Below are 25,772 nucleotides of genomic sequence, written 5' to 3' on the forward strand. Positions count from 1 at the left end.
ATGACGAACAGCTCCCGCGGTGTCGGCCCCCGGCCTCGCCACCACCGCGTCATGAAGGCTCCGCTCCTGCTGGCTGCTCTGGCCATCACGCTGGCCGGCTGCAGCGCACCCTGGATCAGCGCTCACACGGCATTGGAGTGGACCCGGGTCGAGCCGGCAGGCGACTGCCAGTGCGCTGACGGCAGCGAGTTCGCCTTCTGGGAACGGCGGGCCGATCCGAACAAGGTCGTGTTCTTCATGAACGGCGGCGACGTCTGCTGGGACGCGAAGGGCTGTGCGTTCACCGGCGACCACGGCCAGAACGAGTCATCAGGCTACGACTGGAGCATCCAGGGCACGGAACCGGAGAACCGGAGCGGAATGTTCGACACCACCCGGTCGGACAACCCGTTCGCCGACTACTCGTTCGTCTACGTGAGCTCCTGCACGGGTGATGCGCACCTGGGCAACGCCTCCCACGAGTACTCGTCGGAGCTGACCGTCGAGCACCGCGGCCTTGTCAACGGCACGGCGGCGCTCGACTACCTCGCCGAGCAGTATCCCGACGCCGAACAGGTAGTCGTGATCGGCAAGACGGCGGGATCGGTCGCTGCCCCCGTCTACGGCGGTCTCGCCGCCGACCGGCTCCCCGACGCCGAGGTCACGGTGCTCGGGGGCCAGTCCGGCGCCTGGCCCGACGACTCTGACTTCAACGCCAAGATCCTCGACGAGACGTGGGGTGCCTATGACGCCGCGCCCGACTGGGCGGTCGACGGGCTCACCGCCCGCGACTGGGGCGTCCCCCGGTTCTGGACCCAGGCCGGTCTGCACGATCCCGACCTCACCCTGGCCCGGTTCGACTTCGCCTACGACCCGCGCGCGGCGGTGGAGCTGACCCCGTGGATGGACGGGAACCCGCCGGACCTCCTTGCCGAGATCGACGGCAACGAGGCGGCGATCGAGGCCGCCGGGGTGCCGCTGCACAGCTACACCGCACCCGGGGCCGACCACCAGATCTTCGAGGACAAGTTCTATGACGTCACGGTGAACGGCGTCCGGTTCGTCGACTGGCTCGACGAGCTGGTCACTGACGAACCGCCCGCTGACGTCCATTGCGACCAGTGCGGTCCGTGAACACGGCCCTCGACGGGGCGACCACCGGTGCCGGCCGCGCAGGTCAGGAATCGGTGGGGCGCAGCAGCTCCCACAGCCGGTCCCGCTGGATCGGCAGGTCTCGCGGACGCGCTCCCGTAGCGTCCGCTATCGCGTTCGCCAGTGCCGGGGCCACCGGGTTGTAGGGGGCCTCGCTCATCGACTTCGCGCCGCGGGGCCCGAGGCGGTCGACGGTATCGGCGAACAGCACCTCCGTGACCGGGACGTCCGCCAGCTGCGGCACCCGGTAGTGCCGCAGCGTGCGCGTCACGACGACGCCGTCGCGCACCACCATCCGCTCGGTCAGCGCCGAGCCGAGCGCCTGCCCGATCCCGCCGTCGATCTGCCCCCGCAGCTGCTCCGGGTTGATCACGACTCCGGCGTCGGCGGCGTGCACCGACTGCAGGATCCGCACCTCGCCGGTCTCGCGGTGCACCGCCACCCGGAACCCGTGGACGTTGAACGCGACCGAGCGCGGCGAGCCGTCGTGGGTCGCCTCGGCGGAGAGGCCGGCGATGTCCGCCTGGCCCGCCCCGTCCAGCTTCTCCCGCAGCGCCGCCGCCGCCCGCTCGACCGCGAGGCCCGCCACGACCGAGCCGGCCGACCCGAACGCGCCCGTGTCGTACCCGGCGGTCGCCGTGTCCGAGGGCCGCACCCGCACCCGCGCGGTCGGCACCCCGAGCTCCGTGGCCGCGATCTGCGCGTGCACAGTGGTGGTGCCGTTGCCGAACTCGGCGGTCCCGACGTCGACCACGAAGTCGCCGTCGTCGGCCACCGAGACCTTGGCGTGCGTGAAGTGCCCGCGCGGCGGGATGGTCGCGATCATCGCGAGCGCGACCCCGCGCCCCTCGACCCAGCCGTCCGCCGCCGACGGGGCGGCGGCGCCGCGCCCCGAGGCCAGCGCCCCCTCGACCAGGTCGAGGCACTGGTCCAGCCCGTAGGACCCGTACTCCAGGTCCCCGTCCACGGGTTGCCCGACGACGAACGGGTCGCCCGGCCGGATCACGTTCCGCCGCCGCATCTCGACCGGGTCGATGCCGAGCCGCGCGGCCAGCTCGTCGATCGCGCCCTCGATGGCGAACTGCACCTGCCCCAGCCCGTACCCGCGGAACGCCCCGGACGGCACGTTGTTCGTGTAGACGGACTCGGCGTCGACGCGCTTGTTCGGGGCGCGGTAGACGGCCATGGACTCGTGCACGCCGTGGAACAGGACGCCGGGCGCGTGGTTGCCGTAGGCGCCGGTGTCGGCCAGGACGTCGATGGCGAGCGCCGTCAGGCTCCCGTTCGCGTCGGCCCCTGCGCGGACCGTGACCCGCATCGGGTGCCTGCACGGCACCGTCGTGAACTGCTGCTCGCGGGTGAGCTCCCACTGCACGGGCCGGCCGGTGCGCAGGGTCGCGAGCGCGACGACGTCCTCCACGAGCAGCTCCTGCTTGCCGCCGAACCCGCCGCCGACGCGCCCGGCGACCACGCGGACCCGGCCGGTGGGCAGGTCCAGGAGCCGGGCCAGCTCGTCGCGCACGAGGAACGGCACCTGGGTGGAGGTGCGCACGTGCAGGACGTCGCTCCCCGGGTCGCCGTCGGGCCCCGGCTCGACCCACGCCCGCGCGCCGTGCGTCTCCAGCGCCACGTGGTTGACGCGGTCGGTGGTCCAGGTGCCGGTCACGGAGGCGGCCGACGCCGCTAGGGCCGCCTCGACGCCGTCCTGTCCCGGCTCGGCGTACTCCTCGTGGATGCGCACGACGACGTTCCGGCTCGCCTCAGCGACGCGGTGCTCGGCCGGCGTCTTGCCGGGGTGGAGCAGGGGCGCGCCCGGCTGCCGGGCTGCCTCCGGGTCGAAGACGGCGGGCAGCGTCTCGTACTCGACCTCCAGCAGGGCGAGCGCCTCGCGTGCCTGCCGGGGCGTCTCGGCGACGGCTATGGCCACCCGCTGGCCGACGAACCGCAGGACGGGGTCGAGGATGCGGGTGTCGTCGGGGTCGTCGAGGCGGTTCTCGTGCCGGGCGGTCGAGTAGAGCGTGCCGGGGACGTCGTGGTGGGTGAGCACCAGGTGCACGCCGGTCGCGCTGCGGGCCGCCGTCGTGTTGATGCGGGTGATCCGGGCGTGCGGGTGCGGGCTGCCGAGGACGGCTACGTGCAGCAGTCCCGGCGGCTCGGGCTCGTCCAGGGTGTACGCCTCGCGGCCGCTCACGACCCGTGCCGCGGCCGGCGCGACGACGGCGCGCCCGAACGCCTCCCCCGGCTCCGCGACCTCGGTGTTCACGCGTCCGGCCAAGGCGTCCCTGATCGACCGGTACCCGGTACAGCGGCAGAGGTTGCCCTTGAGCTGCTCGGCGGTGCCGAGCGGTTCGGCAGTCCCGTGCGGATCGGCAGTCCCGTGCGGATCGGCAGTCCCGTGCGGATCGGCAGTCCCGTGCGGATCGGCAGTCCCGTGCGGATCGGCAGTCCCGTGCGGTTCGGCGACGCCGTGCGGTTCGGCGACGCCGTGCGGTTCGGCGACGCCGTGCGTGTGGGAAGCCGCGCCGCCGCCGTCGGGCCCGCCCGTCGCGAGCGCGCTCAGCGCGCCCGTGCCCGCGACCGTGCAGACCATGCCCGCCGTGCAGAACCCGCACTGGAACCCGGCGGCCTCGACGAACGCCTGCTGCACGGGGTGCAGGTGGTCGGCGTCCGCGGCGGGGTCGCCGCCCGGGCCGAACCGGCCCAGGCCCGACGCCGTGACCACCTCGGCGTCGACGGCCCGGTGCGCGGGGATCAGGCAGGACTGCACGGGTGCGCCGTCGAGCAGCACCGTGCACGCGCCGCAGTCGCCCGCGTCGCAGCCCTTCTTCACGGCGGTAGCGCCCTGCTCGCGCAGGTAGGTGCGCAGGCACTGGCCCGGGCGGGGCTCTGCCGCGACATCTGCGCCGTCGATCCTCATGCTTCCGTCCTCTTGCTGTGGTCCCGAGAGATTGCGCGTACGTGTTCTGGGGGTGGTCGGTCGGGAGGGGCAGGTCTCGGGGAGAGACCACCTGCTCGAAGTGTGTTGCTGTGCGTAGACAACATCTACTCGCAGCAACACACCCCCAGGGATACCTGTTTCTCCCGGAGGCTCCGGCTCTTCATACGCCCCCGCCCAGCTCGTCCAGCACCTCGTGCGCCAGCCGCCGCGTCATCGCTGCGCGCCACGCGGGGGTGCCGTGCGTGTCCTCGAACCAGCCGGCGTCCGCTCCGACGGCGTCCGCTCCGACGGCGCCGATCCCGTCGATCAGCCGGTCCAGCTCACCGTGCTCCCCGGGCGCCACCTCGACCACCACGGGCGCGGGCACCGAGGCGGTCAGCACCAGCAGCACCCGCGACGACACACCGCCGCCCGCCGACGTACGCCCCGTCACCATGGCCGCCGTCCGTCCGTTCGGGGTCAGCGCCGCACGACGGAACGCCGTCCGCTGCCCGAGCGCCGCCGCGGGCACCCGTACTTCCCGGAGCAACTCGCTCGGGGCCAGGCCCACGAGGCCCGCGCCCGTGACCAGGGCCGACACCGGCACCTCCCGCGAGCCGCCGACCGGCGTCCACACGACCGCCACCGCGTCCAGCGCCGCGAACAGCCCGGCCATCGACCCGGCCGGCAGCCCCAGCGCCAGGTTCCCGCCCACCGTCGCCGTCCGGGCCACCTTCGGCGAGAGCGTCAGCGCCGAGACACACTCCCGCACGATCCCGAGCGCGCGGTACGGCCCCTGCGCGCCGGGCGCACCCGGCGACCCGCCGAGCGAGCCCGGCCCGGAGACCAGCTCCTCCAGCGTGCACGTCCCGGCGACCCGCAGCCCGGACCCGTCCACGGACCACGGCTCCCAGCCCATCCCTGTGAGGTCCACCAGGCCGGTCACCCCGGCGGGCACCGGCTCCGAGTACAGGAACGTGCCCCCGCCCAGGAATGCCTCGCCCGGCCGCAGCACACAGTCGTCGCGCGTCCGCGCTATCCGCACGGTGTTGATGTCCAGGTCCATGGAGCTCCGTTCATCCCTCGTCGATCTCGCGCAGCAGCGCATACCGGGCATCTATCGCCTCGACGCGCGAGCCGGCGCCGTCGAGCACCTCGTGCACCCGGTCCGACAGCACGGCCACCACGCTGACCGGGGCCACCATCGAGTCGAACGCGCCCTCCGTGGTGATCGGGCACTCGATCCACCAGGTCACGCTGCTGGCGAGGTGCCGAAGGCTCGAGTCGGCGAGCAGGAGCACGCGGACGCCGTCGGCCAGCAGGGACTCGACCATCTCGGCCACCTTGAACGCGTGCCGACGGATCGAGACCACCACGACCACGTCCTCCGGGCCGAGGCCCACGAGGTCGTCGGCGAGCGACTGGCCGGGGCCCGGCGCGAGGTGCACGCGCCCGCGCACCTGGATCAGGTTGCGCCGGAGCTGGGTGGCCGGCCCGAGCGACCCCCGGCGTCCGACGACCACCACGTCGCGTGCCGTCGCGAGCGCGTCGGCGATCTGGTCGAGCGTGGCGTCGTCGAGCGCCGCGTAGACCTTCTCCAGGTTCTTGACCTCCTGCTCCAGCCGCTCGCGCAGGCCGGGCGAGGGGTCCACCGCGATCGGCAGGCCGCGGCCGCGCTGGGTGCGCAGGTCCTCGCGCAGCCCCTCGAAGTCCTCGTAGCCGAGCTTGCGGAACAGGCGGCTCATCGTCGCCTTCGAGACCCCGGCAAGGGCCGCGAGCTCAGTGGCGCGGTAGGTCCCGAGATCGCCGAGGTGGTCGAGCAGGGCGTCCGCGGCGCGCCGCTCCTGCGGCGACAGGTCGCGGTAGCCGGCGGCTATGCGGTCCTCGAGCGGCTTGGCCGCGAGCGACTTCATCGGACCTCCCCGAGGGTCTCGACAGGCTCGACCGGCGCCGCCGGCTCGACCAGCGCGGAAGGCTCCGCCGGCCCGGCCGGCCGATGCTCGCGGGCGAGCGCCAGCACCGCCGCCGTGAACGCGTCGAGAGCCACGCCCACGTCCTCGGGTTCCACGTGCTCGTCCGGGTGGTGGCTGATCCCGTCGCGGCAGCGTACGAACAGCATGCCGACGTCGGTCACGGCATCCATCGCCATGCCGTCGTGACCGGCGGGGCTCCACAGCCCGAGCACGTCGCCGGGCGCCGCACCGGTCGCCTCCCCGATCCCGTCCGCCACGGCGGCCTTCAGCCGGTCGGCGCAGGCGGTCGACGGCGCCCGGTGGGTCTCGGCGAACTCGAACGCCACGCCACGCTCGGCCGCGATGCCGCGCCCGGCGGCCGCGATCTGCTCCCACAGCGCGTCGCGGCCGGCGTCGGTCCGGCCGCGCAGGTCGAGCGTCAGCTCGGCGCGACCCGGGATCACGTTGACGGCCCCGGGCTGCACGTGGATGTCGCCGACGGTGGCGAGGCAGTCGGCAGCGATGGCCAGCTCCTCGATCCGGGTGACGAGGTGTGATGCGGCGACGAGCGCGTCCCGCCGTCGGGCGAAGGGGGTGCCGCCCGCGTGCCGGGCCTCGCCGGTGACGGTGAGCACGAACCGCCGCGCCCCGGCGATAGTGGTGACGTACCCGAGCGGCAGGTTCCGGGCCTCCAGCACCGGCCCCTGCTCGATGTGCGCCTCCAGGTAGCCGACCAGGTCGGCGGGGTCCCGGGCGGCGTCGCCCACCCGGTCCGGGGCCAGCCCGAACCGCGCGAACGCCTCACGCAGGGTGACGCCGTCGGCGTCGGCCTGGTCCCACCAGGCCGGGTCCCACTGGCCCGACGCCGCGCAGCTGCCCAGCAGCGCCTTGCCGAAACGGGTGCCCTCCTCGTCGGAGAACCCCACGACCTCCAGCGCGAACGGCAGGGCCACCTCCCGCAGCCGGTGCGCGACGGCGATCGCGAGCACCACGCCCAGCATCCCGTCGTACCGCCCGGCGTCGGGCACGGTGTCCAGGTGGGACCCGAGCACGAGCGTGGGCTCGCCCGGGGTGGCCGGCCGCTGGGGGGCGCCGTCGGCGGAGCGACGGCCCCAGATGTTGCCTGCGGCGTCGGTCTCGGTGTCGAGGCCGGCGTCGAGCATCCAGGCCCGGACCGCGGTGTTGGCCGCGGAGTGCTCGGGCGACAGGTAGACGCGCTCCAGCGCGTCGGGCCGCGACGAGTGGCGCGTCAGGTCCGCGCACCGGGCCATGACCCAGGCGGCGGTGCCGATGTCGGTCACAGACGTGCCTCCTTCTCGACGACGGTGTCGGGGATGGTGTCGTGCGGGCTGCCGGGCGCCATGCCGTCGTGAGCCACGCCGTCGTACGCGGCGAGCGCGGCCGCGACGCCGCCGCCCGGCGGGGCGTCGAACCCGGCCCGGCGCAGCTCGTGCTCCAGGCCCGCCAGGGTGGTGAGCACGGCGTCCCGGCGGGCGTTGAAGCCCATGGTGCCGATGCGCCAGACCACGCCGTGCAGCGGGCCGAAGGAGGTGCCGATCTCGATGCCGAAGTCGTCCAGCAGCGCGCCGCGGACGGCGTCGCCGTCCACGCCGTCGGGGATGCGCACGGCGACCACGTTGTGCATCTTGTGGCCGAAGTCGCCGAAGACCTCCAGGCCCAGCCCGCGCACACCGGCCAGCATCGCCCCGCCGTGCTGGACGTGCCGGTCCACGGCCGTGGCCATGCCCTCGACCGTCAGGAGGCGGGCGCACTCGCGCGCCGCGTACAGCATGGACGTGGCCTCGGTGTGGTGGTTCAGGCGGCGCGGGCCCCAGTACTCCATGATCTGCGCGAGGTCGAGGTAGTTGGACTGGATCGGGGCGCCGTGCGGCGCGACGTCGTCGGCCGTGCGGATCCCCGCCTCGACGTGCCTGCGCCGGTTGATCGCCGCCGCCGCAGCGGGCGACAGCGTGACGGGCGCGCTGCCCGACGGACCGCCCAGGCACTTCTGCAGCCCGGCCGTCGCCACGTCGATGCCCCACTCGTCGGTGTGAAACGGGTTGCCGCCGAGCGTGGCGGTGGCGTCGACGTACAGCAGGGCGTCGTGCTCGTGGGCGATCCGGCCGAGGTCGGCGAGCGGCTGGGCCATGGTCGTGGACGTGTCCCCGTGCACGACGGCGACCAGGCGCGGCCGGACGCGACGCACGGCGTCCTCGATCTGCCCCGGATCGAAGACCGTGCCCCACTCCGTCTCGATCGTGTGCACCTCGGCGCCCGCACGCGCGCCGATCTCCGCGAGCAGGTGCCCGAACCGGCCGAACACCGGGACCAGCACCCGGTCGCCCGGCTCCAGGAGGGACACCAGCGCCGCCTCGATGCCGGCCCGCGAGGTGCCGTCGACGAGGAACGTCTGCTCGTTCGCGGTGTCCCAGACCGTGCGCCACAGCGCCATGGCCTCGGTCATCGTGTCGGTCATGAACGGGTCGAACTGGCCCACCAGCGGCGCAGCCATGGCCCGCAGGACACGCGGGTCGGCGTCGACGGGCCCGGGCCCCATCAGCAGCCGTGCGGGCGGATGGATCTGCATCATGCACTCCTCCTGAGCAACGTCCCGAGGCCAGTCGAGTGCTGGGTCTTCGTCCCGTCGGAGGGGTCGGAAGGCACGAACGTCCCGGACTCGACGACGGCGCCCTGGACCGTGAGGCCGTCGTATGCGCTGATCTTGTTCTTGTGGGCCATCTTGATGGCGTCGAAGGTGGTGGTCGCCTCCGGGTCGTAGACGACCAGGTCGGCGGCGGCGCCCTCGGCGATCACGCCCTTCGGACGCGTCCCCCGGTCCAGGCCCACGAGCGCTGCGGTGTTCGCCGAGGTCCAGCGGGAGACGTCGGCGAGGGGGACGCCCCGGCGTCTGGCGGCGTCAGCCAGGGTGACGAAGCCGGCCTGGAGGCCGGAGATGCCACCCCAGGCGGCCTGCAGGTCACCGTCGCCGCGAGTCTTCTCCTCGGCCGTGGCGGGCGAGTGGTCGCTCACCACGCAGTCGAGGATCCCCGCGCGCAGGCCCTCCCAGAGGGCGTCCTGGTTGCCGTGGTCACGGATGGGCGGGCAGCACTTGAAAGCGGCGTCGCCGTCGGGGATGTGCTCGGCGTCGAAGACCAGGTAGTGGTGGCAGGTCTCGGCGGTGACGGGCAGCCCCTCGGCCTTGGCCTCGGCCAGGAGGTCGAGCGCCCGCGCCGAGGAGACGTGCAGCACGTGGGTGCGCGTACCCGTCTCGCGGACGACGTCGAGCAGCCCGGCGATCGCCGTCGTCTCGGCCTCGTCGGGGCGGGACAGGAGGAAGTCCGCGTACGCCCGGCTGGCCGGGTGCGGGGCCGCCGCGAGCGCCGCCGGATCCTCGGCGTGGACGATCATCAGCCCGCTGAACCGCGCTATCCGGTCCATCGCTTCGAGGAGCTCGTCCGGCCCGAGCGGCGGGAACTCGGGCACGCCCGAGTCGGCGAGGAAGCACTTGAAGCCGAACACGCCGGCGTCCCAGAGGGGCTCCAGGTCCTTGGTGTTGCCGGGGACGGCGCCGCCCCAGAAGCCGACGTCGCAGTGCAGCTCGCCCCGGGCGCGGACGGCCTCGGCCTCGGCCCGCTTGGTCTCCAGCGCCTCCACCGTGGTGGTCGGCGGGAGCGAGTTGAGCGGCATGTCCACGATCGTCGTGACCCCGCCGAGCGCCGCCGCGCGGGTCGCGGAGGCGAACCCCTCCCACGCGGTGCGGCCGGGCTCGTTGACGTGCACGTGCGTGTCGACGACGCCGGGCAGCACCACCCGGTCGCCCAGCCGGAGGATCTCCGGGGCGTCCTCGGGGGCCGCGCCCAGCACCTCGCCGCCCAGCAGGTCGCCGGCCGGCTTGAGGACGGCGTCCGGGTCGGACGTGCCCCACCACACCTGGTCGATCCGGTCGCCCTCGACGCGCACGACCGCCGGCCGCAGCTCGCCCTCGATCAGGACCCGCTCCGACGCGAGGACCAGACTCATACAAATCCCCCGATCGTGGCCCAGACGGGGTGCTCGCCGACGCTGGTGGACCGCTGGACCGCGGTTTCGATCAGCCCGTAGGGCCGGTCGGCGGCGAAGAACACCTCGCCGGGGTTGTCCAGGCCGAACGGCTCCAGGTCGACGAGGAAGTGGTGGTTGTTGGGGCAGGACAGCCGGATCTCGGCGATGTCGGGATACGCCTCCAGCACGGCCTTGCCCATCGCGTACACGGTCTGCTGCAGGGCCAGGGAGTGCAGCTCGGCGAAGGTCTTCAGCAGGATGGAGCGCACCGCCGCGAACCGCTCGTCGTACTCCGCCGGGCCGGCCGCCTCCGCGAACGAGGGCTCGTAGCGCCACCAGGCGGTGACGTCGGTCGCGAGGATCCGGTCGTCCACCTCGGGCAGCGTCGTGTACTGGTCGCGCGGGAACCCGGAGAACTCCGAGCCCGTGGACTTGAGCACCGTGACGTCGCGCAGCCCCGCCAGCACGGTCAGGCCGGAGTCGTCGGCGTGCACGAGCGCCGTGCGCCGCTCGGCCGCACCGCGCACGAAGGCGTGGTCGTGGCCCTGGCCGGCGGCGGCGCCGGGCCCTGAGCCCGTCGCGGGGCCGGCCGCGATGCGCTCCCAGCCGTACTGCTCAGCGAGCCAGCGCCCGCCGGTGACCTGCGGCTCCTTCAGGAAGTGCCGCGCCAGCCGCGCCAGGAACGTCTCCGGCGAGCCGACGCCGTCCCGCGCGAACGCGTTCACCGTGTTCTTCTGCGTGTCGGTGGCGATGACGCCCGCGTTGTCCCCGGACTCGTGCGTGGCCAGGAAGTCCCCGCGCAGCTGCGAGGTGACGTTCAGGTCGGTGATGCTGTGCCGTGCGGTGTCGCGGTCGACGCGCACCAGCCGCACCTCGGCCTTTCCGTACTGGTTGGGACCCAGGACTATCGACATTCAGCTCCCCCGGTAGGTGGTGTAGGCGAACGGGCTCAGCAGCAGGGCGACGTGCGTGTGGTCGGGCCCGAGGACGACGTCGAGCACCACCTGCCCGAAGAACGTCTCCCGGTCCTGCGCCCCGAACCAGTCGCCGACGGCGAAGGTCAGGACGTGGCGGCCGGGCGTGACCTCGCCCCAGGCGATGCGCCCGTCGGCGTCGGTCACGGCCTTGCGGGTGCCGAGGGTGACCGTCAGGCCGGCGGCGGGCACGCCGCGGGCGGCGTCGAGCACGTGGGTGGAGGCGGTGCTCATGGCGCCACCTCGGCGGACTGCGTGTCAGGCTCGACGGCGGCGTCCGGGATGGTCTCCTCGACGAGCGTCTCCAGCCGTAGCAGCGCGATCTGGCGCAGCTGCTCGGCGGTGACCAGGGCCTCGGTCGCGGGGTCGTTGGCAAGGCGCTCGGTCAGGTTCGCGAGGATCTCCTCCGCGGTCCGGCCGGCGGCCCGGACCAGGAAGATCCTGCCGAACCGGGCCTCGTAGGCCACGTTCCCCTCGGCGATCCGGAGGGCCGTCGCCTCGGCCGCCGTCGGCTGCTCGGTGCGGGACAGGCGCGCCTCCGTGCTGTCGCCGGACGCCCGCTCGCCGATCCGCGGATGCTGCGCGAGCGCGGCGTCGACGTCAGCCGCGTCCCAGTCGGCGGCGGCGCGCATCGCCCGCAGCAGCAGAGCGTCGCGGCACGCGTACGGGCGGCCGGCCACCACGTCGTCGACCCAGGAGCCGATGTCGGCGCACGGGCGGACTGTTTCCGCGGCGTCGGCGGCGGGCAAGGAGTTGAACGTCGCGAGGTCCATGGAGACAAACTTAGTTTCAAACTGTCCCCCGCGGTGAGACAGGCGTTTCAGATGGGTAAAACTTTGCCCGGATGCGCTGCAGCGGAGTTGGGCCGGACACTCGGCCTGCGACCGGTGATCCTTCCGACGGGTAGAACCTCTACGAAGCGGGCAGTTGGGGTCGACGGGCGGCCAGCTCGCTCAGGAGTCGCTCCCTAAGGGTCGCGACATACCCCTCGTAGTCGTCGATGTCTTCCAGCGCGCTCTCGATCGCGTCAGGCACCAGCGTCGCAAGCTCTGCGACACGCGCCACCGTGTGATCCACGTCGAGACCGGCGGCGTCGGCGAACCGGCTCCAGGCATCGCGCCCGATCTCGTCGAGCTCGAACGACCCTCCGACACTCATCGACACCACGCGCCGCCCTCCCGTCGGCGGGTCGTAGGCGAACCCGGAGGCGACGTCGTAGATCGGCGCCAGGTCCACTGAATCACCGTCCAGCAGCACCGCATAGTTCCGGGCATGCGCGTCCGGAGCCCCGATGACGGTGTTGTAGATCAGCCCATTAACGAACCGTTCGACGTTGCGACGAGCAGCACCAGCGGTCTCGGACACCTCCCGCAGCATCCGGATGATGTCGAGCGCGGACGGGCCACCTTCGGACTCGTACTTCTCGTTGTCGCCGAGCGCCTGGCAGAGGTCTTCCTGATGCAGACGGACCACCTGGTCGCCGTCGATACGAGCACGATCGAATCGGCTGACCACGATCGCATCCTGCGACCTGAAGGACGTGTACTCGGTGTGCGCCGCATCAACGCCCACGATGCGCGCCGTACGCATGCTGGCGTGCTCGTCCAGGGCCTGTGCCTTCATCTTGCGGATGCCGGGCTTGATGATGTGCGTCGTTGCCTCGGCACCCTGCGCCACATACCACCGATCATCCTGGCGACGCAGCGCGAACTTCTGTTGAGTGCCACCCAACGACCAGTGCTCTCCGGGCATGGTCCAGGAGGCATTCTCGTCCGTGTCCATCTCGTCCAACCGGATCTCGATGTCACCGACACTGCATTCCTGCAGGCTCCCCTCACGGCCGATCGTGGCCTCGATCTCATCCTCCGCGCAGAACTGCACGGCCCCAGCGCAGTCCTTGCCGACGACCGAGAGCAGGGCAAGCTCGTCCCTGGTGTCGATTCGGTACCGGCGGCCGATGGCGGCCAGAGCGGAGTCGCTCTCGGGAAGCAGACCTCGGAGGAATGTCCCGACGGGAGCCCCTGCGTGGGATGCAATGTCGTGAGGTAGGGACAGAGACAAGGGGGTGGCGCCCACTCGCCGCGCGTCATCGAGGTAGGTAAGACGTAGCGCGCCAGCCCTCGTCCGCGTGAGCTCTGCGACATGGCGACCGCCGAGGATGACCGCGAGCTGCTTCACGGCAACCATCTCAGGCCTCCTCCCGGTCGTCACGGACAGCGAGGCTCGCGTCGAGCTCGTCGAGCACTCGCATCAGACGTCCAACCTCGAACCCCTCGGTACGCCCTTGTTCAAGGTTGATGATCCACTGGCGAGAAACGGCTGCAGCCTCGGCCAGTTCGGCCTGCGAGAGACCCCGGTCCAGGCGCAGCCTTCTGACAGCCGCACCCAGCCGGGTCAGCGATCGTGCGTTGAGCACCCTGTCCGTTGTCATCCATGTCAAGGTATCGTGACACCGCAGCCATGTCAAGGTATCATGACATGGCTGCAGTGTCACGATACCTTGACATCACCACAAGCCAGTTCCCGACTCCCCGGCCAGCTGCAGCAGCGCCCGGTCCGAGCCCGCCGGTCCCACGAGGCACGCGCCCGCCGGGAGGCCCGACGCCGTCGCGACCGGAACCGACACCGCCGGCAGCCCGCCGATCCCCGCTATGCAGGTCAGCAGCATCGTGGCCTCGCGGGCCGCCTCGGCCTCCTCGGGGCGGGGCGCGACGGTCGCCGCCGACGGCAGCACCAGCACACGGTCCCCGAGGCGATCCCGGATCTCCGCCCTGGCGCGAACGACAGCGGCCCGCGCCGCCTCGGCGTCAGACGTATCAATCGAGCGCGCCCGCTCGAACCGCCCGCGCACCGCGGGCCCGAGCGTGTCCATTCGCGTCGCCAGCCACGCCCCGTGCACCACCCAGGCTTCGGCGGCCTGGAGCGTCTGGAACGCCGCGAGCCAGGCGGGCTCGGGCGCCCAGTCGACCCGCTTGGCCCCGGCACCCCGGGCAAGCTGCCCGACGGCGTCGCGCACCTCGGGCGCGGCCAGGGCCAGCAGGGCGTCGCTCGTCACGAGCTCCCCGGACAGGGTTCCGCCGTCGGCCGGCAGCAGGACATCACCTACGCGGGCCAGCGTGGCGGCATCGCGGGCGAGCCAGCCGACCGTGTCGAACGACGGCGCGAGCGGCAGCAGCCCACCGGCCGGCACGACGCCGTGCGTCGGGCGGATGCCCCACAACCCCTGGTAGGAGGCGGGCACACGCACCGACCCGCCGGTGTCGGTCCCGAGCGCGATGCTCGCCTGGCCCGAGGCCACGGCAGTAGCGGGGCCCGACGTCGAACCGCCGCTGATCCGCCCGGGCGCACGCGGGTTGGGCGGTGTGCCGTAGTGAGCGTTCGCGCCGGTCAGCGAGTACGCGAACTCCTCGGTCTGCGCGATACCCGCCAGCGCGGCCCCGGCCGCCAGCAGCCGCGCGACGGCGACAGCATGCGCCTCCGCGACGGGCGCCGCCGCGAGCCACGCCGGGTTGCCGGCCCCGACCCGCTGCCCGGCGATCGCGAACAGGTCCTTGACCGCGACGGTCTCGCCGTCGAGCACGCCGGAGCCGGTCGGGGCCGTCAACGGGCCGGGTTCGGGCCGGACACGCCACACGCTGAGGTCGGAAGCCATGGGCACATGCTGCCAGGCCCCGGGGCAGGGTGATGTTGCCATCCCGCGTAGGTGAGATCGGTCGGTTGCCATGAGATCGGTCGGTTGATCGACCGATCTCATGGCAACGGACCCGACGTCGCTGAGTTCGGTCAAACGTCGGACCGAAGTCGATGAATTCGGTCCAACGCCCGACCGCAGTCGCCGCGGACCGTCCTGTCCTGCCGCCTCTACCGCAGGAAGTCCGCCTTGCGGATCCTCGCGTGCACGCCCTTGACCACGTCCACGACCTGGGAGATGTCGAAGTCCGTCGCGGCCGACAGGTACGCGTAGGCGTGCGCCGGCGACATCCCGTACCGCACCCCCAGCAGCGCGATCGCCGCGCGCACGCAGTTCTGCACGGCGACGTCGAGGTCGCGGTCCAGCCCGGTCGGGACGAGGAACTCAGTGGTCTCGGCGAGCGGCCCGGCCAGCTCCCCGAACGTCGCGACGGCGTCGGACGCCGGGATCAGGTCGAAGCCCAGCCGCACCCGCAGCGAGGCCTCGAAGGCGGTGAGCGCCACCTCGCCGTCACCCTGCGCGAAGTGCGGGTCGCCCACGTAGGCGAGCGCCCCCGCGACCTGCACCGGCAGGTACAGCGTGGCGCCGGCGCCCAGCAGGTTGATGTCGATGTTGCCGCCGAACGGCCCCGGTGGCACCGAGTGCGGCCGCTCGTCCCCGGCCGCGGCGACGCCCATGATGCCGAGGAACGGGTGCAGGTCGAAGCCCACGGTCCGGTCCGACCCCTCGAAGAGGGGCAGGCTGCCCCGCCCCGCGCCGGCGGCCCACGAGTCCACCTCGGCGAACACGCTCACGACGTCCGCGTCGCCCGCCGGGTACTCGCCCGGCAGGGCGCCGCGGCCGTGCCGGTTGGAGATCACGCCGTACGGCACCCGGGGCTCCGTCGACAGCACCCGGATCGCGAGGAGGTCACCCGGCCGCGCGCCGCGGACCTCGATCGGCCCGGTCACGACGTGGCCCCCGTGCGCGCCGGGGACGTCCGGCAGCCCGGGCGTGCGGGCACCCAGGCGGGAGCGGCGGGCGGTGGTGAGCTCGACGGCATCGGCCAGGACGGCGCCCTCGGCGACGCCGCGTTCGGCGAAGTACGCGAGGGGGTCGCCACCCTGGTCCTCGAGGATGCCCTCGTGGGACAGGGTGTCGACCACCACCTCCTGCCCCGGGTCCACCGCCAGCACCGCGCTGTCCGCCGCACAGGGCAGGCGGCCCCAATAAGCGGTCTCGACCGAGGTGGGCAGGTAAGCCGCCCCGCCGGGGACGTTGATGCCGGCCTGGAGAATGGTCTGCTGGTGCACGAGGCCAAGGTACCCACTTGAGCCCGACCAGCCCGACATGAGGTTCGCGGCCGACGAGTCGCTTCCGTCGTCACGACGGGCTGCGCAACGGTGGCTCCGGTGCGGCCGTCCGAGTCTGGCGACATCCCGACATCTATGTCAGAATAGTCTCGCCAAAAATGTCTGATTGTCTCAGGCAAGGTGACACAAGGAGACGCAATGCCACCAGCGATCTACACGACTCCGGAGCCCGACGCCACAGATACCGAGGTCATCGCGGAGATCCGCACCATGCGTGAGAGCCTCGCCGATGTGCTCCGCGTTCCGCGACGCTGGACGGGTAACCTCCGGCGAACTACCCAAGCACGCGCGATCAAGGGCTCCAACTCGATCGAGGGTTACAACGTCACCGACCAGGATGCCGTCGCCGCCGTCGATGACGAGGAGCCGCTGACAGCCGACGACCGGACTTGGGCGGAGATCCTCGGGTACCGCCGCGTCATGACCTACGTCCTGAGCATTGCCTCGCAAACCGGCTTCACACCCAGCTCACAGATGCTCGGGATGCTCCACTTCATGTTGCTCGAGCACGACCTCGACAAGAGCCCCGGCCAATTCCGGACCGGGCCGATCTATGTCCGAGACAGCGGCAACGGCGAGACCGTCTACGAAGCACCGGATGCTGACCTCGTCCCCGAGCTCGTCGATGCTCTCATCGAGTCGGTACGACGAGACTCCGCACGGACTTCCGAGAACGCCACCCTTCTGGACCCGATGGTCCGCGCCGCAATGGCACACCTCAACCTGGTGATGATCCACCCGTTCCGCGACGGGAACGGGCGGATGTCGCGCGCACTCCAGACGATGGTCCTGGCGCAGGACCGGGTGCTCGAGCCGACCTTTTCGAGCGTCGAGGAGTGGCTTGGCAATAACACCGACGACTACTACCGAGTGCTCGCAGCCACGGGCCAAGGCTCCTGGCACCCCGAGAACGACGCGAGCCTGTGGGTGAAGTTCAACCTGCGCGCACACCACATGCAGGCCCAGACGCTGCGCAGGCGCTTCCGCACCGCCGAAGAGACATGGCTGCGCCTCGACGATCTCGTCAGACAGCACAAGCTGCCCGACCGCGCGTCCGATCCTCTGTTCGACGCCACGCTCGGAAGCCGCGTGACGCGCGCGGGTTACATGAAGCGTTCCGGCCTCGAAGAACGGACGGCAAGCCGGGACCTGGTCAGGCTCGCTGAGCTCGGGCTGCTGCAGCCGCACGGAAAGACCCGCGCCCGCCATTACCTCGCCGGGCCGGAGATCGATGTGCTCCGCAGCCAGGTGCAGCGCGACCGTGGACGACTCGACGATCCGTACCCAGATCTACCCGGCGAGCTCCGCAAGCTCACTGCGAGCTAGCCCGGCAGCAGTGCCCGCGCCGCCGCTCGGGCGGTGCCGAACGCATCCGGCTGCGCGCCGGTCGTGTGTGCCACCATCGCCCCCTCGTAGAGCAGGTGGATCTGCGCGCCGACAGCCTCGGGGTCCGGGTGCCCGGCGTCGCGCAGCAGCTGCCGGAACACCTCCAGCATGTACCGCTTGTCGGCCAGGACGACGGCGTTGCCCGGGTGCTCGGTGCCGCCGATCTCGGCGTGCGCGTTCACGAACGCGCACCCGCGCACGTTGGCGTCGGCCCACTCCTCGGCGATCTCGAGCGCCGCGACGACCTGCTCGACACCCGGCCCGGACCCCGCGGCACCACGCGCCGCGAGCCGCTCGGTGAACCACGCCGCCCAGCGCTCATGCCGGCGGGTCAGGTAGGCCGCCACGAGCGCGTCCTTGGACCCGAACCGGTCGTAGAGGGTCTTCTTGGTGACCCCGGCCTGGTCGGCGATCAGGTCGACGCCGACGCCGCGGATGCCGCGCTCGTAGAACAGCTCGCTCGCCGTGGCGAGGACCTTCTCGCCGGCCGGGGTGTGTGGGTTGGGGCTGCGTCGCGGCATCGGGATCTCTCCGTCCGGGTCTGTTCTCGGCGCTACGTCTCGGGCGCTCAGCCTCGGGTGCACTGCGAGTATACCGACCTGTATGGTTGCCTGCCGGGCATGAGCTTCCTCCGGCGCCTCGCCCCAGTCCTGCTCGTGGTCATGTGGAGCTCCGGCTTCGTGGGCGCCACTTTCGCCGCGCCGGTCGCCCCCGCCTCCACCACGCTCCTGTGGCGCTACGTCGTCGCCGCGCCGCTGATGGTCGTGGCTGTGATCGCGCTCGGCCGCCGGTACGGGCCGCGCTACCTGCGGCGCGAGGCGGTCCTGGGCGCCCTTGGCCAGGCCGGATACCTGTACGGCGTGTTCCGCGCCGTCGAGGAGGGGCTGCCCGCGGGGACCGCAGCCCTGCTCGCCTCGCTGCAGCCGGCCCTGGTCGCCGTCGTCATGTCCGGGTTCGGCCGTGGGGGCGGACGCCGCCAGGCGGTCGGCCTCGCCGTCGGGTTCGCGGGTGTGGCGCTCGCCGTCGGGCCCGACGCCCTCACCGGCGGCGCGGGCGCCGACGGCGCGCTCTGGGCGGTGCTGGGCATGCTGTCGCTCTCGGCCGCGGCCGTGCTGGGCGACCTGTGGCCACCGCCCGCGGACGAGAAGCACGACGTGCTGGACTCCCTCGCCGTGCAGGGTGTGGTCGCGCTCGGGTTCTTCGCGATGCTGGCGTTCGCGAGCGGTCAGACGGCTCCGCCCGCGGACCCGACGTTCTGGCTGGCGGTCGCCTGGCTGGTGGGCCTGGCGTTCCTCGGCGGCTACGGCATGTACCTGTACGTGCAGCGCACCCGGGGGCCGGTGGCGGTGAGCACGTGGCTCTACCTCACCCCGGCGGTCTCCGCCGCGTGGGACTGGGCCATGTTCGGCCAGGAGCTGCCGCTGCTGACGGTGGCGGGGTTCGCGATCAGCCTCGCGGGCGTGCTGCTCACCCGCCCCACCGGCCACCCGCGTGCGCCGTCCCGCACCCTGGCGGGCGCGGAACCTGTCGACGTCGACCAGCGGGCCGGGGACAGGTCATGACAGATTGGAAGCCTCGACGAGGAGGCAGCATGAGCACCGACCCGCAGGCTACCGGCCGCAAGGAACAGCGCCAGGACGGCACCTACGTCGTCCTGACCCGCACGTTCCGCGCCCCGATCCAGGACGTCTGGGCCGCGATCACCGAACCCGACCGCCTCGCTCGCTGGATCGGACGCTGGACGGGCGACCCGGCACAGGGGACGGTGCGCTTCCAGATGCTCTACGAGGGTGAGGGCGGGGAGCCGGGCGAGTACGCGATCGACTCGTGCCGCGCCCCGGTCCGCCTCGAGCTCACGTCCCACGTGGCGTTCGACCCGAGCGCGCCGGAGACCTGGCACCTGCGGCTCGACCTGGCCGAGGCGGACGGCGGCACCACGCTCACCTTCGCCCAGTCGATGGACGACCCAGCCGTGGCCGAGAGCGTGGGACCCGGCTGGGAGTACTACCTCGACCGGCTCGTCGCCGCCGAGACCGGCGCGGACCCGGCGGAGATCAGCTTCGACGACTACTACCCCGCGCTGGCCGGGCACTACCGCGCTCTGTACGCCTGACCGGCGACGCCCGAACGCCCCGACACGTCGGTCGGCTCGGTACGCTCCGAGCCGTGAGGATCACCGACTTCCGGCCGCGGCAGAGCAAGGAGGCCGCCGAGGTAGCGGCGGACGCGTTCGCCGACGACCCGCTGTGGACGTACACCGTGCCGGACGCCGGACAGCGTCGCCTGCCGCACCTGATCCTGCTCCGGACGGGGCTGCGTATCCTGCGGCCGCCGCAGGCCGCTCGGGTGGCGATGCACGACGAGCGGATCATCGGGCTCGCGACCTGGACCACCGCGGGCTCCGAGGATCCTTACGACCCGTTCGATCCCACCCACGAGGTCGATCCGCGCTTGACTCGCGCCACCCGGTCGCTCGTGCGCCGTGCCGGGAGCGACTGGCCCCGGCTGTCCGCGCTGTACGCCACGCTCGCCCAGTCGTATCCGAACGACCCTGGCTGGTTCCTCGGGACACTCGTCGTGCATCCCGACCACAGGGGCACCGGCGTCGGCAGCGCGCTCCTGCGCGACGGCCTCGCCCGGGCAGACGCCGACTGCCAGCCGGTCTCGCTGCAGACGAGCACCGCCGGGAACGTCGAGTTCTACCGGCGGCACGGGTTCGAGGTCACCCGCACCTTCGCCGAGCTGTACCCCGGCTCCCCGTCCCTGTGGAACATGCGCCGACCGGCACCTGACGTCACGCCTGCCCCCACCGCGCCAGGTGGTGCCACACCTTCTTGAGGTCCTGCGGGTGGTGCTCCCCCGCACGCACGGCCTCGCCGACCACTCGGGCGTCCAGCCACCCGTCCGTCGTGTGCCTGACGGCGACGGCCCGCGCGACGTCTACGATCTCCGGCCCGCGGAATTCAGGCCGTGTGGCCAGCTCGTCCACGTGCAGCCGGAACCCGTGGTGCCACTCGACGTCGATACCGATCCCCCGGGCGGCGTCCGCCACGGCGGTGCCGCGGTAGCAGGGGTCCAGAACGAGCGCCTCGACATCGCCGGGCAGGTCGAGCACACCGTGCACCTGGGCCTCGACGTAGTCGTCCAGCAGGTCGTGGACGCCGGCCGCGGAGTCGGCGTCGGCCAGGGCGACCAGCGGTGCCGGGTCGCCCATCGCGATGTGCTCGGGCTCGAAGACGGAGTCCGGGTAGCAAAAGGTGGTGCGCCCCAGGACGTGCGGGCGTAGCCGCAGGTGGGCGGACCCGAACCGGACGGCGCCGCCCGCTGCCCGGCGCCGGTGGTTCAGCGCCCCGTAGCGCGGGCGCTCGTGCGGCTCGGCGTCGTCGTACCGGCCGTCGAACATGCGCCGCTCCCAGCGCCACCGGTCGCCGCCGCGGTGCGCGGTGAGGCCGCCGTTGCTGGTGCCGGTCTCGAACTGGGACCGCCAGACCCGGTCGTGCGCGAGGCGCTCGATCAGGGTCTCGCTGCCGTCGGCGACGAGCCGGTCCGGGTGGAAGTTGATGGTGACCAGCCAGTCCATGCCCGGAGGCTACCTGGGCGAGGAGCCGGGCAAGACGGAGACGATCCACCTGGAGCCCGAGGGCGACTAGCGCGGCGACCGCGCTCGCGCCCCCGGGCACCGGGACAGGTCAGCCCTGAACCTCGAGCATCCTGCGCCGAGCGCGGATCATCGCGGCCCCCGCGGCCGTGAGCGCGAGTCCGGCTCCCACCGCTACACCGACCTGGCCGCCGGTCTGCGCGAGCGCGCCCGGCAGGTCCCCGATCGGCGTGACGGGAACGAGCCCGCCGAGGTCGAAGCCGCCGCCCGGGTTGACCACCGGGATCGTGCCGTCGTCGGAACCGTCTCCCGAGCCACCGTCGCCCGAGCCACCGTCACCGGAACCGCCGTCACCCGGGTCGCTGCCACCCGGGCCACCGGGGCCGCCGGGGCCGCCGGACGACGGGCTCTCGAGCAGGTCGTCCACGACGCCGTCCGGGCCGGCGACCGCGCCGATAGTGCCCGGGATATCGCCGTTTCCGACGTTCTCGCCGATGGAACCCACGTCGTCGATCAGCTCTGCGGGGAGGTTGTCGGTCAGTCCTCGCTCGGGCCCGTCCGCGCCCAGGACGTCGTCCACAGCGCCGTTCTCGCCGGCCACCGCGTTGACCACACCGGAGACACCGCCCACCACGTCCTCGACGGGGCCCGGGTCGGCGGCGACGGGCGCGGCCGGCTCGTCGGCCCCGCTGCCCGTGACGCCCTGCACGACGTCGTCGACCGCGCCGTCCTTGCCGGCCACGGAGTCGACGGCGCCCGTGACACCCTTCACCGTGTCATCGAGGGCGCCGTCCTTCTTGGTGACCTGCCCGACGGTGTCCGTCACCTGGTCCAGCGTGCTGTCGACAGCGCCGCCGTCCCCGAGGACCGCGTCGACGGTGCCCGAGAGGACGCCGCCCAGACCGCTGGTCGACTGCTCGGTGCTCGATGCGCTGCTCTCCTCGGCCGCCGACGCCGACATCGCGCCCGCGACGAGCAGCCCGCCCGCGACCAGCGCGGACGGAAGCGCGCGGCGCACAAACTTCCTCTTCATGTCTCCCCCTGTACCTGTATCTAGCCAGCGAACGCGAATCACCATGACGGATATGTCGGGTGAATTCAAGGATATCCGGTATGTTTTCCACCATGATCTTGCCAGGCCCAGGGGCAGCCCCGCAGATCCAGCCGCTCGAGCCGACCGACCCGCAGGAGCTAGGTGGTTATCAGCTTCTCGGCCGGATCGGGGCCGGCGGCATGGGAGTCGTCTACCTCGCAGAAACCCGCACCGGCCGGAAGCTTGCCCTCAAGGCAATCCTGCAGGAATACGTTCAGGACCCGGAGTTCCGCACCCGGTTCCGGGCAGAGGTCGCCACGGCGATGAAAGTGCGCGGCCGATTCCTCGCCACGGTGATCGATGCCGATCCGGACGGGGCCCAGCCGTGGCTGGCCGTCGAGTACGTGGAGGGGCCGTCCCTCTCCGCCGTCGTACGCGCCCAGGGTCCGCTGCCCGAGCCCGACGTGCGCCGCATGGTGGCCGGCGTGGCAGAGGCCCTGCGGTCCGTGCACCAGGCAGGCATCGTGCACCGGGACCTCAAGCCGTCCAACATCCTGCTCGGCCACGAGGGCCCGTTCGTCATCGACTTCGGGATCGCCAAGGCGCTCGACTCGACGTCGCTGACCCGCACCGGCCTGAAGGTCGGCACGCCCGCGTTCATGGCGCCCGAGCAGGTACGCGGGAGCATCTCCACGCCCGCGGCGGACGTCTGGGCGCTCGGCGCCGTCGCCCTCTATGCCGCGACCGGGCAGCGTGCGTTCGGCGAGGGCGACACGACCGTCGTGTACTACCGCGTGGTCCACGAGGAACCGGACCTCAGCACGTGCCCTGCCTGGCTGCTCCCGCTCGTGCAGGCCTGCCTGGCCAAGAATCCCGAGGCCCGGCCGAGCCTGCAGGAGGTGCTGGACTTCCTGAACGAGGTCCCCGTCGGGTTCCGGAGCGCCAAGACGAAGATCGTCCCGGGGCCCGACGTCCCCGTCGCCATCGTCGAGGACGACGACGACGTCACCGCGCTGAGGGACGAGACAGTGCTACGGGTGGCGAAGCAGGAGACCCCGCCGACGCCCGAGCCGGAGCCGGCGGCGCCCCGCCGCAGCCTGCTGTCCCGGCCCGTCACCTGGATCGTCGCGGCAGCGGGGGTCCTGATCGTCGGCGGCGTCGCCACGGCGCTCGCGCTGGGCATGCCGGACGGCGGCGCCGACGCCGGCCCGTCGGCCTCGGCGTCTCCGTCCGCCTCTGCATCGCCGTCCGCGTCCGCCTCGCCGGCGGCGGTCATCGACGAGTGCCTGGTGGGCACGTGGCAGCTGGACAGCTGGACCTCGACGCAGGACATCTCCAGCCTCGACGAGACCGTGAAGTTCACCGGCTTCGACGGACGAGTGACGGAGTTCAGCGCCGACGGGACCCAGCTGGTCGACTACGACGACGCCGAGCCCATCCGCGCCGGGTCCTCCGTCGGGGAGATCACCCAGACCTGGCGCGGCACGGCGTCGTACATCGTCTCGACCAGTGACGACGGCGTCCTCACGACCGAGGGATCGGACTTCAGAGATATATCGGTCACCATCGAAGTCGGCGAGGAGAGCGGCCCTTACAACCCCAACGGCCGGACCCAGCCGCTGGAGTACACCTGCGACGACACGACCTACACGGAGCAGGCCGACGGCTTCGAGGCCACCTACACCCGGATCGACTGACACACCGTCGAAGTGGGGCGGGCCCTGGGACCACGACCCGCCCGACCGCAATGGGTGACCCTACGGATTCGGGGTGGGTTGCGCTGCGTTGACATTGTCTACGCAGCGCAACCCACCCCGAATCCGTAGGGTCACCTCGGGCCCTGGCCCGACCCGGGCCGGTGCTCCGGTCAGCCGGCGGCGCGCTCCGCGCGGTTCACCGCGGACACGATCGCCTTGAGCGAGGACAGCGTGATCGACGGGTCCACGCCGACGCCCCACAGGACGTCGTCGCCCACCGCGCACTCCACGTAGGCCGCCGCGCTGGCGTCGCCGCCCTCGGACAGGGCGTGCTCGGCGTAGTCCAGCACGCGTACCTCGACGCCTACCTGCGCTATCGCGTTCACGAACGCGTCGATCGGCCCGTTGCCGACGCCGGTCAGCGTGTGCTCGACGCCCCGGTCCAGCACGTCCACCTCGAGGGTGTCCTGCTCGCCCTCCGCCGAGACGGCGCGGGTGCCGCGCAGCTGCAGCCGCCCCCACGGCTTGAGGCCCGACGGCGCCCCCTCCTCGACCGGCAGGTACTCGTCGGTGAAGATGCGCCAGATGTCCTCGCCCGTCACCTCGGTGCCCTGGGTCTCGGTCACCTCCTGCACGGCGTGCGAGAACTCGATCTGCAGGCGGCGGGGCAGGTCCAGGTTGTGCTCGCTCTTGAGCAGGTAGGACACGCCCCCCTTGCCGGACTGCGAGTTGACCCGGATGACCGCCTCGTAGGAGCGTCCGACGTCGCGCGGGTCGATCGGCAGGTACGGCACGCCCCAGTCCAGGTCGTCGACGCCGACGCCGGCCGCTTCCGCACGCCCCGCCATGTGCTCGAAGCCCTTCTTGATGGCGTCCTGGTGCGAGCCCGAGAACGCCGTGAACACCAGGTCGCCCACGTAGGGGTGGCGCTCGTGGACGGGCATCTGGTTGCAGTGCTCGACCGTGCGGCGGATCTCGTCGATGTCGTGGAAGTCGATCTGCGGGTCGATACCCTGCGAGAACAGGTTCAGGCCGAGGGTCACCAGGTCGACGTTGCCGGTGCGCTCGCCGTTGCCGAACAGACAGCCCTCGATGCGGTCGGCGCCGGCCAGGTAGCCGAGCTCGGCGGCCGCGACGGCGGTGCCCCGGTCGTTGTGCGGGTGCAGCGACAGGATGACGTTCTCGCGGTGGGCCAGGTGGCGGCTCATCCACTCGATGGAGTCGGCGTAGACGTTGGGCGTGGCCATCTCGACGGTGGCGGGCAGGTTGATGATGACCTTGCGCTCCGGCGTCGGCTCGAAGACCTCGATGACCTCGTTGCAGATGCGCGCCGCGAACTCGAGCTCGGTGCCCGTGTACGACTCGGGCGAGTACTCGTAGTAGATCCGCGTGCCCGGGAGCGTCTCCTCGAGCTTGCGGCACAGCTTGGCGCCGTCCAGCGCGATGTCGACGATGCCGTCCTCGTCGGACCGGAACACGACCTCGCGCTGCAGCACGGACGTCGAGTTGTACAGGTGCACGATCGCCTGCTTGGCGCCCGTCAGGGACTCGTACGTGCGCTCGATCAGGTGGGCGCGGGCCTGGGTGAGGACCTGGATCACCACGTCGTCGGGGATCCGGTTCTCCTCGATGAGCTTGCGCACGAAGTCGTAGTCGGTCTGGCTGGCCGACGGGAAGCCGACCTCGATCTCCTTGTAGCCCATCGATACCAGGAGCTCGAACATGCGCAGCTTGCGCTCGGCGTTCATCGGCTCGATGAGGGCCTGGTTGCCGTCGCGCAGGTCGACGGCGCACCAGCGCGGTGCCTGCTCGATGCGCTTGGTGGGCCAGGTCCGGTCGGGGAGATCCAGGCGGATCTGCTCGTGGAACGGCCGGTACTTCTGGATCGGCATGCCCGACGTCTGCTGCGGGTTGTCCTCGATGATCCCGCCTGCTGCGCCGTGCACGGCTGTGTCGTGAACTCCGCCGGGGGTGGTGGCGGTGGTGCTGTTCTCCATGAT

The 25,772-nt window shown here is 72.1% G+C and carries 23 protein-coding genes; 6 read left to right on the forward strand and 17 right to left on the reverse strand.

Annotated features, from left to right (window positions below; translation table 11 throughout):
• A complete protein-coding gene (locus C8K30_RS15965; RefSeq protein ID WP_199230512.1) occupies nt 1–1,113 on the forward strand; it encodes a pectin acetylesterase-family hydrolase in 1,113 nt (370 codons plus the stop codon).
• Between the two features lie 43 nt (nt 1,114–1,156).
• On the opposite strand, the gene C8K30_RS15970 is transcribed toward C8K30_RS15965, so the two are convergent.
• The 13 genes from C8K30_RS15970 to C8K30_RS16030 form a co-directional block, all read right to left on the reverse strand.
• Nucleotides 1,157–4,048 (reverse strand): molybdopterin-dependent oxidoreductase, encoded by a 2,892-nt coding sequence (locus tag C8K30_RS15970; protein WP_108493872.1) that lies wholly within the window; start codon nt 4,046–4,048, stop codon nt 1,157–1,159.
• Nucleotides 4,049–4,229: 181 nt separating this feature from the next.
• A complete protein-coding gene (locus C8K30_RS15975; RefSeq protein ID WP_108493873.1) occupies nt 4,230–5,114 on the reverse strand; it encodes an FAD binding domain-containing protein in 885 nt (294 codons plus the stop codon).
• 10 nt (nt 5,115–5,124) lie between these two features.
• The gene (locus C8K30_RS15980; protein ID WP_108493874.1) at nt 5,125–5,961 is read right to left on the reverse strand and encodes a MurR/RpiR family transcriptional regulator; all 837 of its coding nucleotides are present in this window, start codon (nt 5,959–5,961) and stop codon (nt 5,125–5,127) included.
• Nucleotides 5,958–7,301, reverse strand: coding sequence for a Zn-dependent hydrolase (locus C8K30_RS15985; RefSeq protein ID WP_108493875.1), 1,344 nt, complete (start codon nt 7,299–7,301; stop codon nt 5,958–5,960). Before C8K30_RS15985 ends, C8K30_RS15980 begins: the two co-directional genes overlap by 4 nt.
• Nucleotides 7,298–8,590: an alanine--glyoxylate aminotransferase family protein gene (locus C8K30_RS15990; protein WP_233257206.1), complete on the reverse strand. Its 1,293-nt coding sequence runs from the start codon at nt 8,588–8,590 to the stop codon at nt 7,298–7,300. Before C8K30_RS15990 ends, C8K30_RS15985 begins: the two co-directional genes overlap by 4 nt.
• Entirely contained in the window at nt 8,587–10,020 is a 1,434-nt protein-coding gene (gene allB / locus C8K30_RS15995) for an allantoinase AllB (protein WP_199230513.1), read from the reverse strand. The genes C8K30_RS15990 and allB overlap by 4 nt, the downstream gene beginning before the upstream one ends.
• Nucleotides 10,017–10,955 carry a factor-independent urate hydroxylase gene (gene pucL, locus C8K30_RS16000; RefSeq protein ID WP_108493876.1) on the reverse strand — a complete coding sequence of 313 codons (939 nt, stop codon included), beginning with the start codon at nt 10,953–10,955 and terminating at the stop codon, nt 10,017–10,019. Before pucL ends, allB begins: the two co-directional genes overlap by 4 nt.
• Nucleotides 10,956–11,249 (reverse strand): hydroxyisourate hydrolase, encoded by a 294-nt coding sequence (locus tag C8K30_RS16005; RefSeq protein WP_108493877.1) that lies wholly within the window; start codon nt 11,247–11,249, stop codon nt 10,956–10,958.
• Nucleotides 11,246–11,788, reverse strand: coding sequence for a 2-oxo-4-hydroxy-4-carboxy-5-ureidoimidazoline decarboxylase (gene uraD, locus C8K30_RS16010; RefSeq protein ID WP_108493878.1), 543 nt, complete (start codon nt 11,786–11,788; stop codon nt 11,246–11,248). The genes C8K30_RS16005 and uraD overlap by 4 nt, the downstream gene beginning before the upstream one ends.
• A 139-nt stretch (nt 11,789–11,927) precedes the next feature.
• Complete coding sequence (locus tag C8K30_RS16015) at nt 11,928–13,202, reverse strand: type II toxin-antitoxin system HipA family toxin (protein ID WP_108493879.1); 1,275 nt, start codon at nt 13,200–13,202, stop codon at nt 11,928–11,930.
• A 1-nt stretch (nt 13,203) separates the two neighbouring features.
• Nucleotides 13,204–13,446, reverse strand: coding sequence for a helix-turn-helix transcriptional regulator (locus C8K30_RS16020; RefSeq protein ID WP_108493880.1), 243 nt, complete (start codon nt 13,444–13,446; stop codon nt 13,204–13,206).
• A gap of 75 nt (nt 13,447–13,521) precedes the next feature.
• A complete protein-coding gene (locus C8K30_RS16025; protein WP_199230514.1) occupies nt 13,522–14,667 on the reverse strand; it encodes an amidase in 1,146 nt (381 codons plus the stop codon).
• 209 nt (nt 14,668–14,876) lie between these two features.
• Entirely contained in the window at nt 14,877–15,998 is a 1,122-nt protein-coding gene (locus C8K30_RS16030) for an acetamidase/formamidase family protein (RefSeq protein ID WP_108493976.1), read from the reverse strand.
• Between the two features lie 198 nt (nt 15,999–16,196).
• Between C8K30_RS16030 and C8K30_RS16035 the strand changes: the two genes are divergently transcribed.
• Entirely contained in the window at nt 16,197–17,384 is a 1,188-nt protein-coding gene (locus C8K30_RS16035; protein ID WP_108493882.1) for a Fic family protein, read from the forward strand.
• Here C8K30_RS16035 and C8K30_RS16040 read toward each other — a convergent pair.
• Nucleotides 17,381–17,965 (reverse strand): TetR/AcrR family transcriptional regulator, encoded by a 585-nt coding sequence (locus tag C8K30_RS16040; RefSeq protein ID WP_108493883.1) that lies wholly within the window; start codon nt 17,963–17,965, stop codon nt 17,381–17,383. The two genes, C8K30_RS16035 and C8K30_RS16040, sit on opposite strands and share 4 nt — an antisense overlap.
• A 99-nt stretch (nt 17,966–18,064) precedes the next feature.
• Here C8K30_RS16040 and C8K30_RS16045 point away from each other — a divergent pair, with 99 nt between their 5' ends.
• From C8K30_RS16045 to C8K30_RS16055, 3 genes are read left to right on the forward strand one after another with little or no spacing between them, the layout of a single operon-like run.
• Nucleotides 18,065–19,006 (forward strand): DMT family transporter, encoded by a 942-nt coding sequence (locus tag C8K30_RS16045; RefSeq protein ID WP_108493884.1) that lies wholly within the window; start codon nt 18,065–18,067, stop codon nt 19,004–19,006.
• A gap of 29 nt (nt 19,007–19,035) precedes the next feature.
• A complete protein-coding gene (locus tag C8K30_RS16050; protein ID WP_108493885.1) occupies nt 19,036–19,557 on the forward strand; it encodes an SRPBCC family protein in 522 nt (173 codons plus the stop codon).
• A 53-nt stretch (nt 19,558–19,610) separates the two neighbouring features.
• Complete coding sequence (locus C8K30_RS16055; RefSeq protein ID WP_108493886.1) at nt 19,611–20,282, forward strand: N-acetyltransferase; 672 nt, start codon at nt 19,611–19,613, stop codon at nt 20,280–20,282.
• Here the strand turns inward: C8K30_RS16055 and C8K30_RS16060 are convergent.
• Entirely contained in the window at nt 20,239–21,024 is a 786-nt protein-coding gene (locus C8K30_RS16060) for a DUF3626 domain-containing protein (protein ID WP_108493887.1), read from the reverse strand. The genes C8K30_RS16055 and C8K30_RS16060 overlap by 44 nt on opposite strands.
• Nucleotides 21,025–21,133: 109 nt before the next feature.
• Nucleotides 21,134–22,075 carry a hypothetical protein gene (locus C8K30_RS16065; protein WP_146197501.1) on the reverse strand — a complete coding sequence of 314 codons (942 nt, stop codon included), beginning with the start codon at nt 22,073–22,075 and terminating at the stop codon, nt 21,134–21,136.
• Nucleotides 22,076–22,155: 80 nt separating this feature from the next.
• Here C8K30_RS16065 and C8K30_RS16070 point away from each other — a divergent pair, with 80 nt between their 5' ends.
• The gene (locus tag C8K30_RS16070) at nt 22,156–23,772 is read left to right on the forward strand and encodes a serine/threonine-protein kinase (protein WP_108493889.1); all 1,617 of its coding nucleotides are present in this window, start codon (nt 22,156–22,158) and stop codon (nt 23,770–23,772) included.
• A gap of 170 nt (nt 23,773–23,942) precedes the next feature.
• Here the strand turns inward: C8K30_RS16070 and leuA are convergent, their stop codons facing one another.
• Nucleotides 23,943–25,664 (reverse strand): 2-isopropylmalate synthase, encoded by a 1,722-nt coding sequence (gene leuA, locus C8K30_RS16075; RefSeq protein ID WP_108493977.1) that lies wholly within the window; start codon nt 25,662–25,664, stop codon nt 23,943–23,945.
• Between the last annotated feature and the right edge of the window lie 108 nt (nt 25,665–25,772).

The organism is Promicromonospora sp. AC04 (assembly GCF_003058225.1).
Classification (GTDB): Bacteria; Actinomycetota; Actinomycetes; order Actinomycetales; family Cellulomonadaceae; genus Promicromonospora.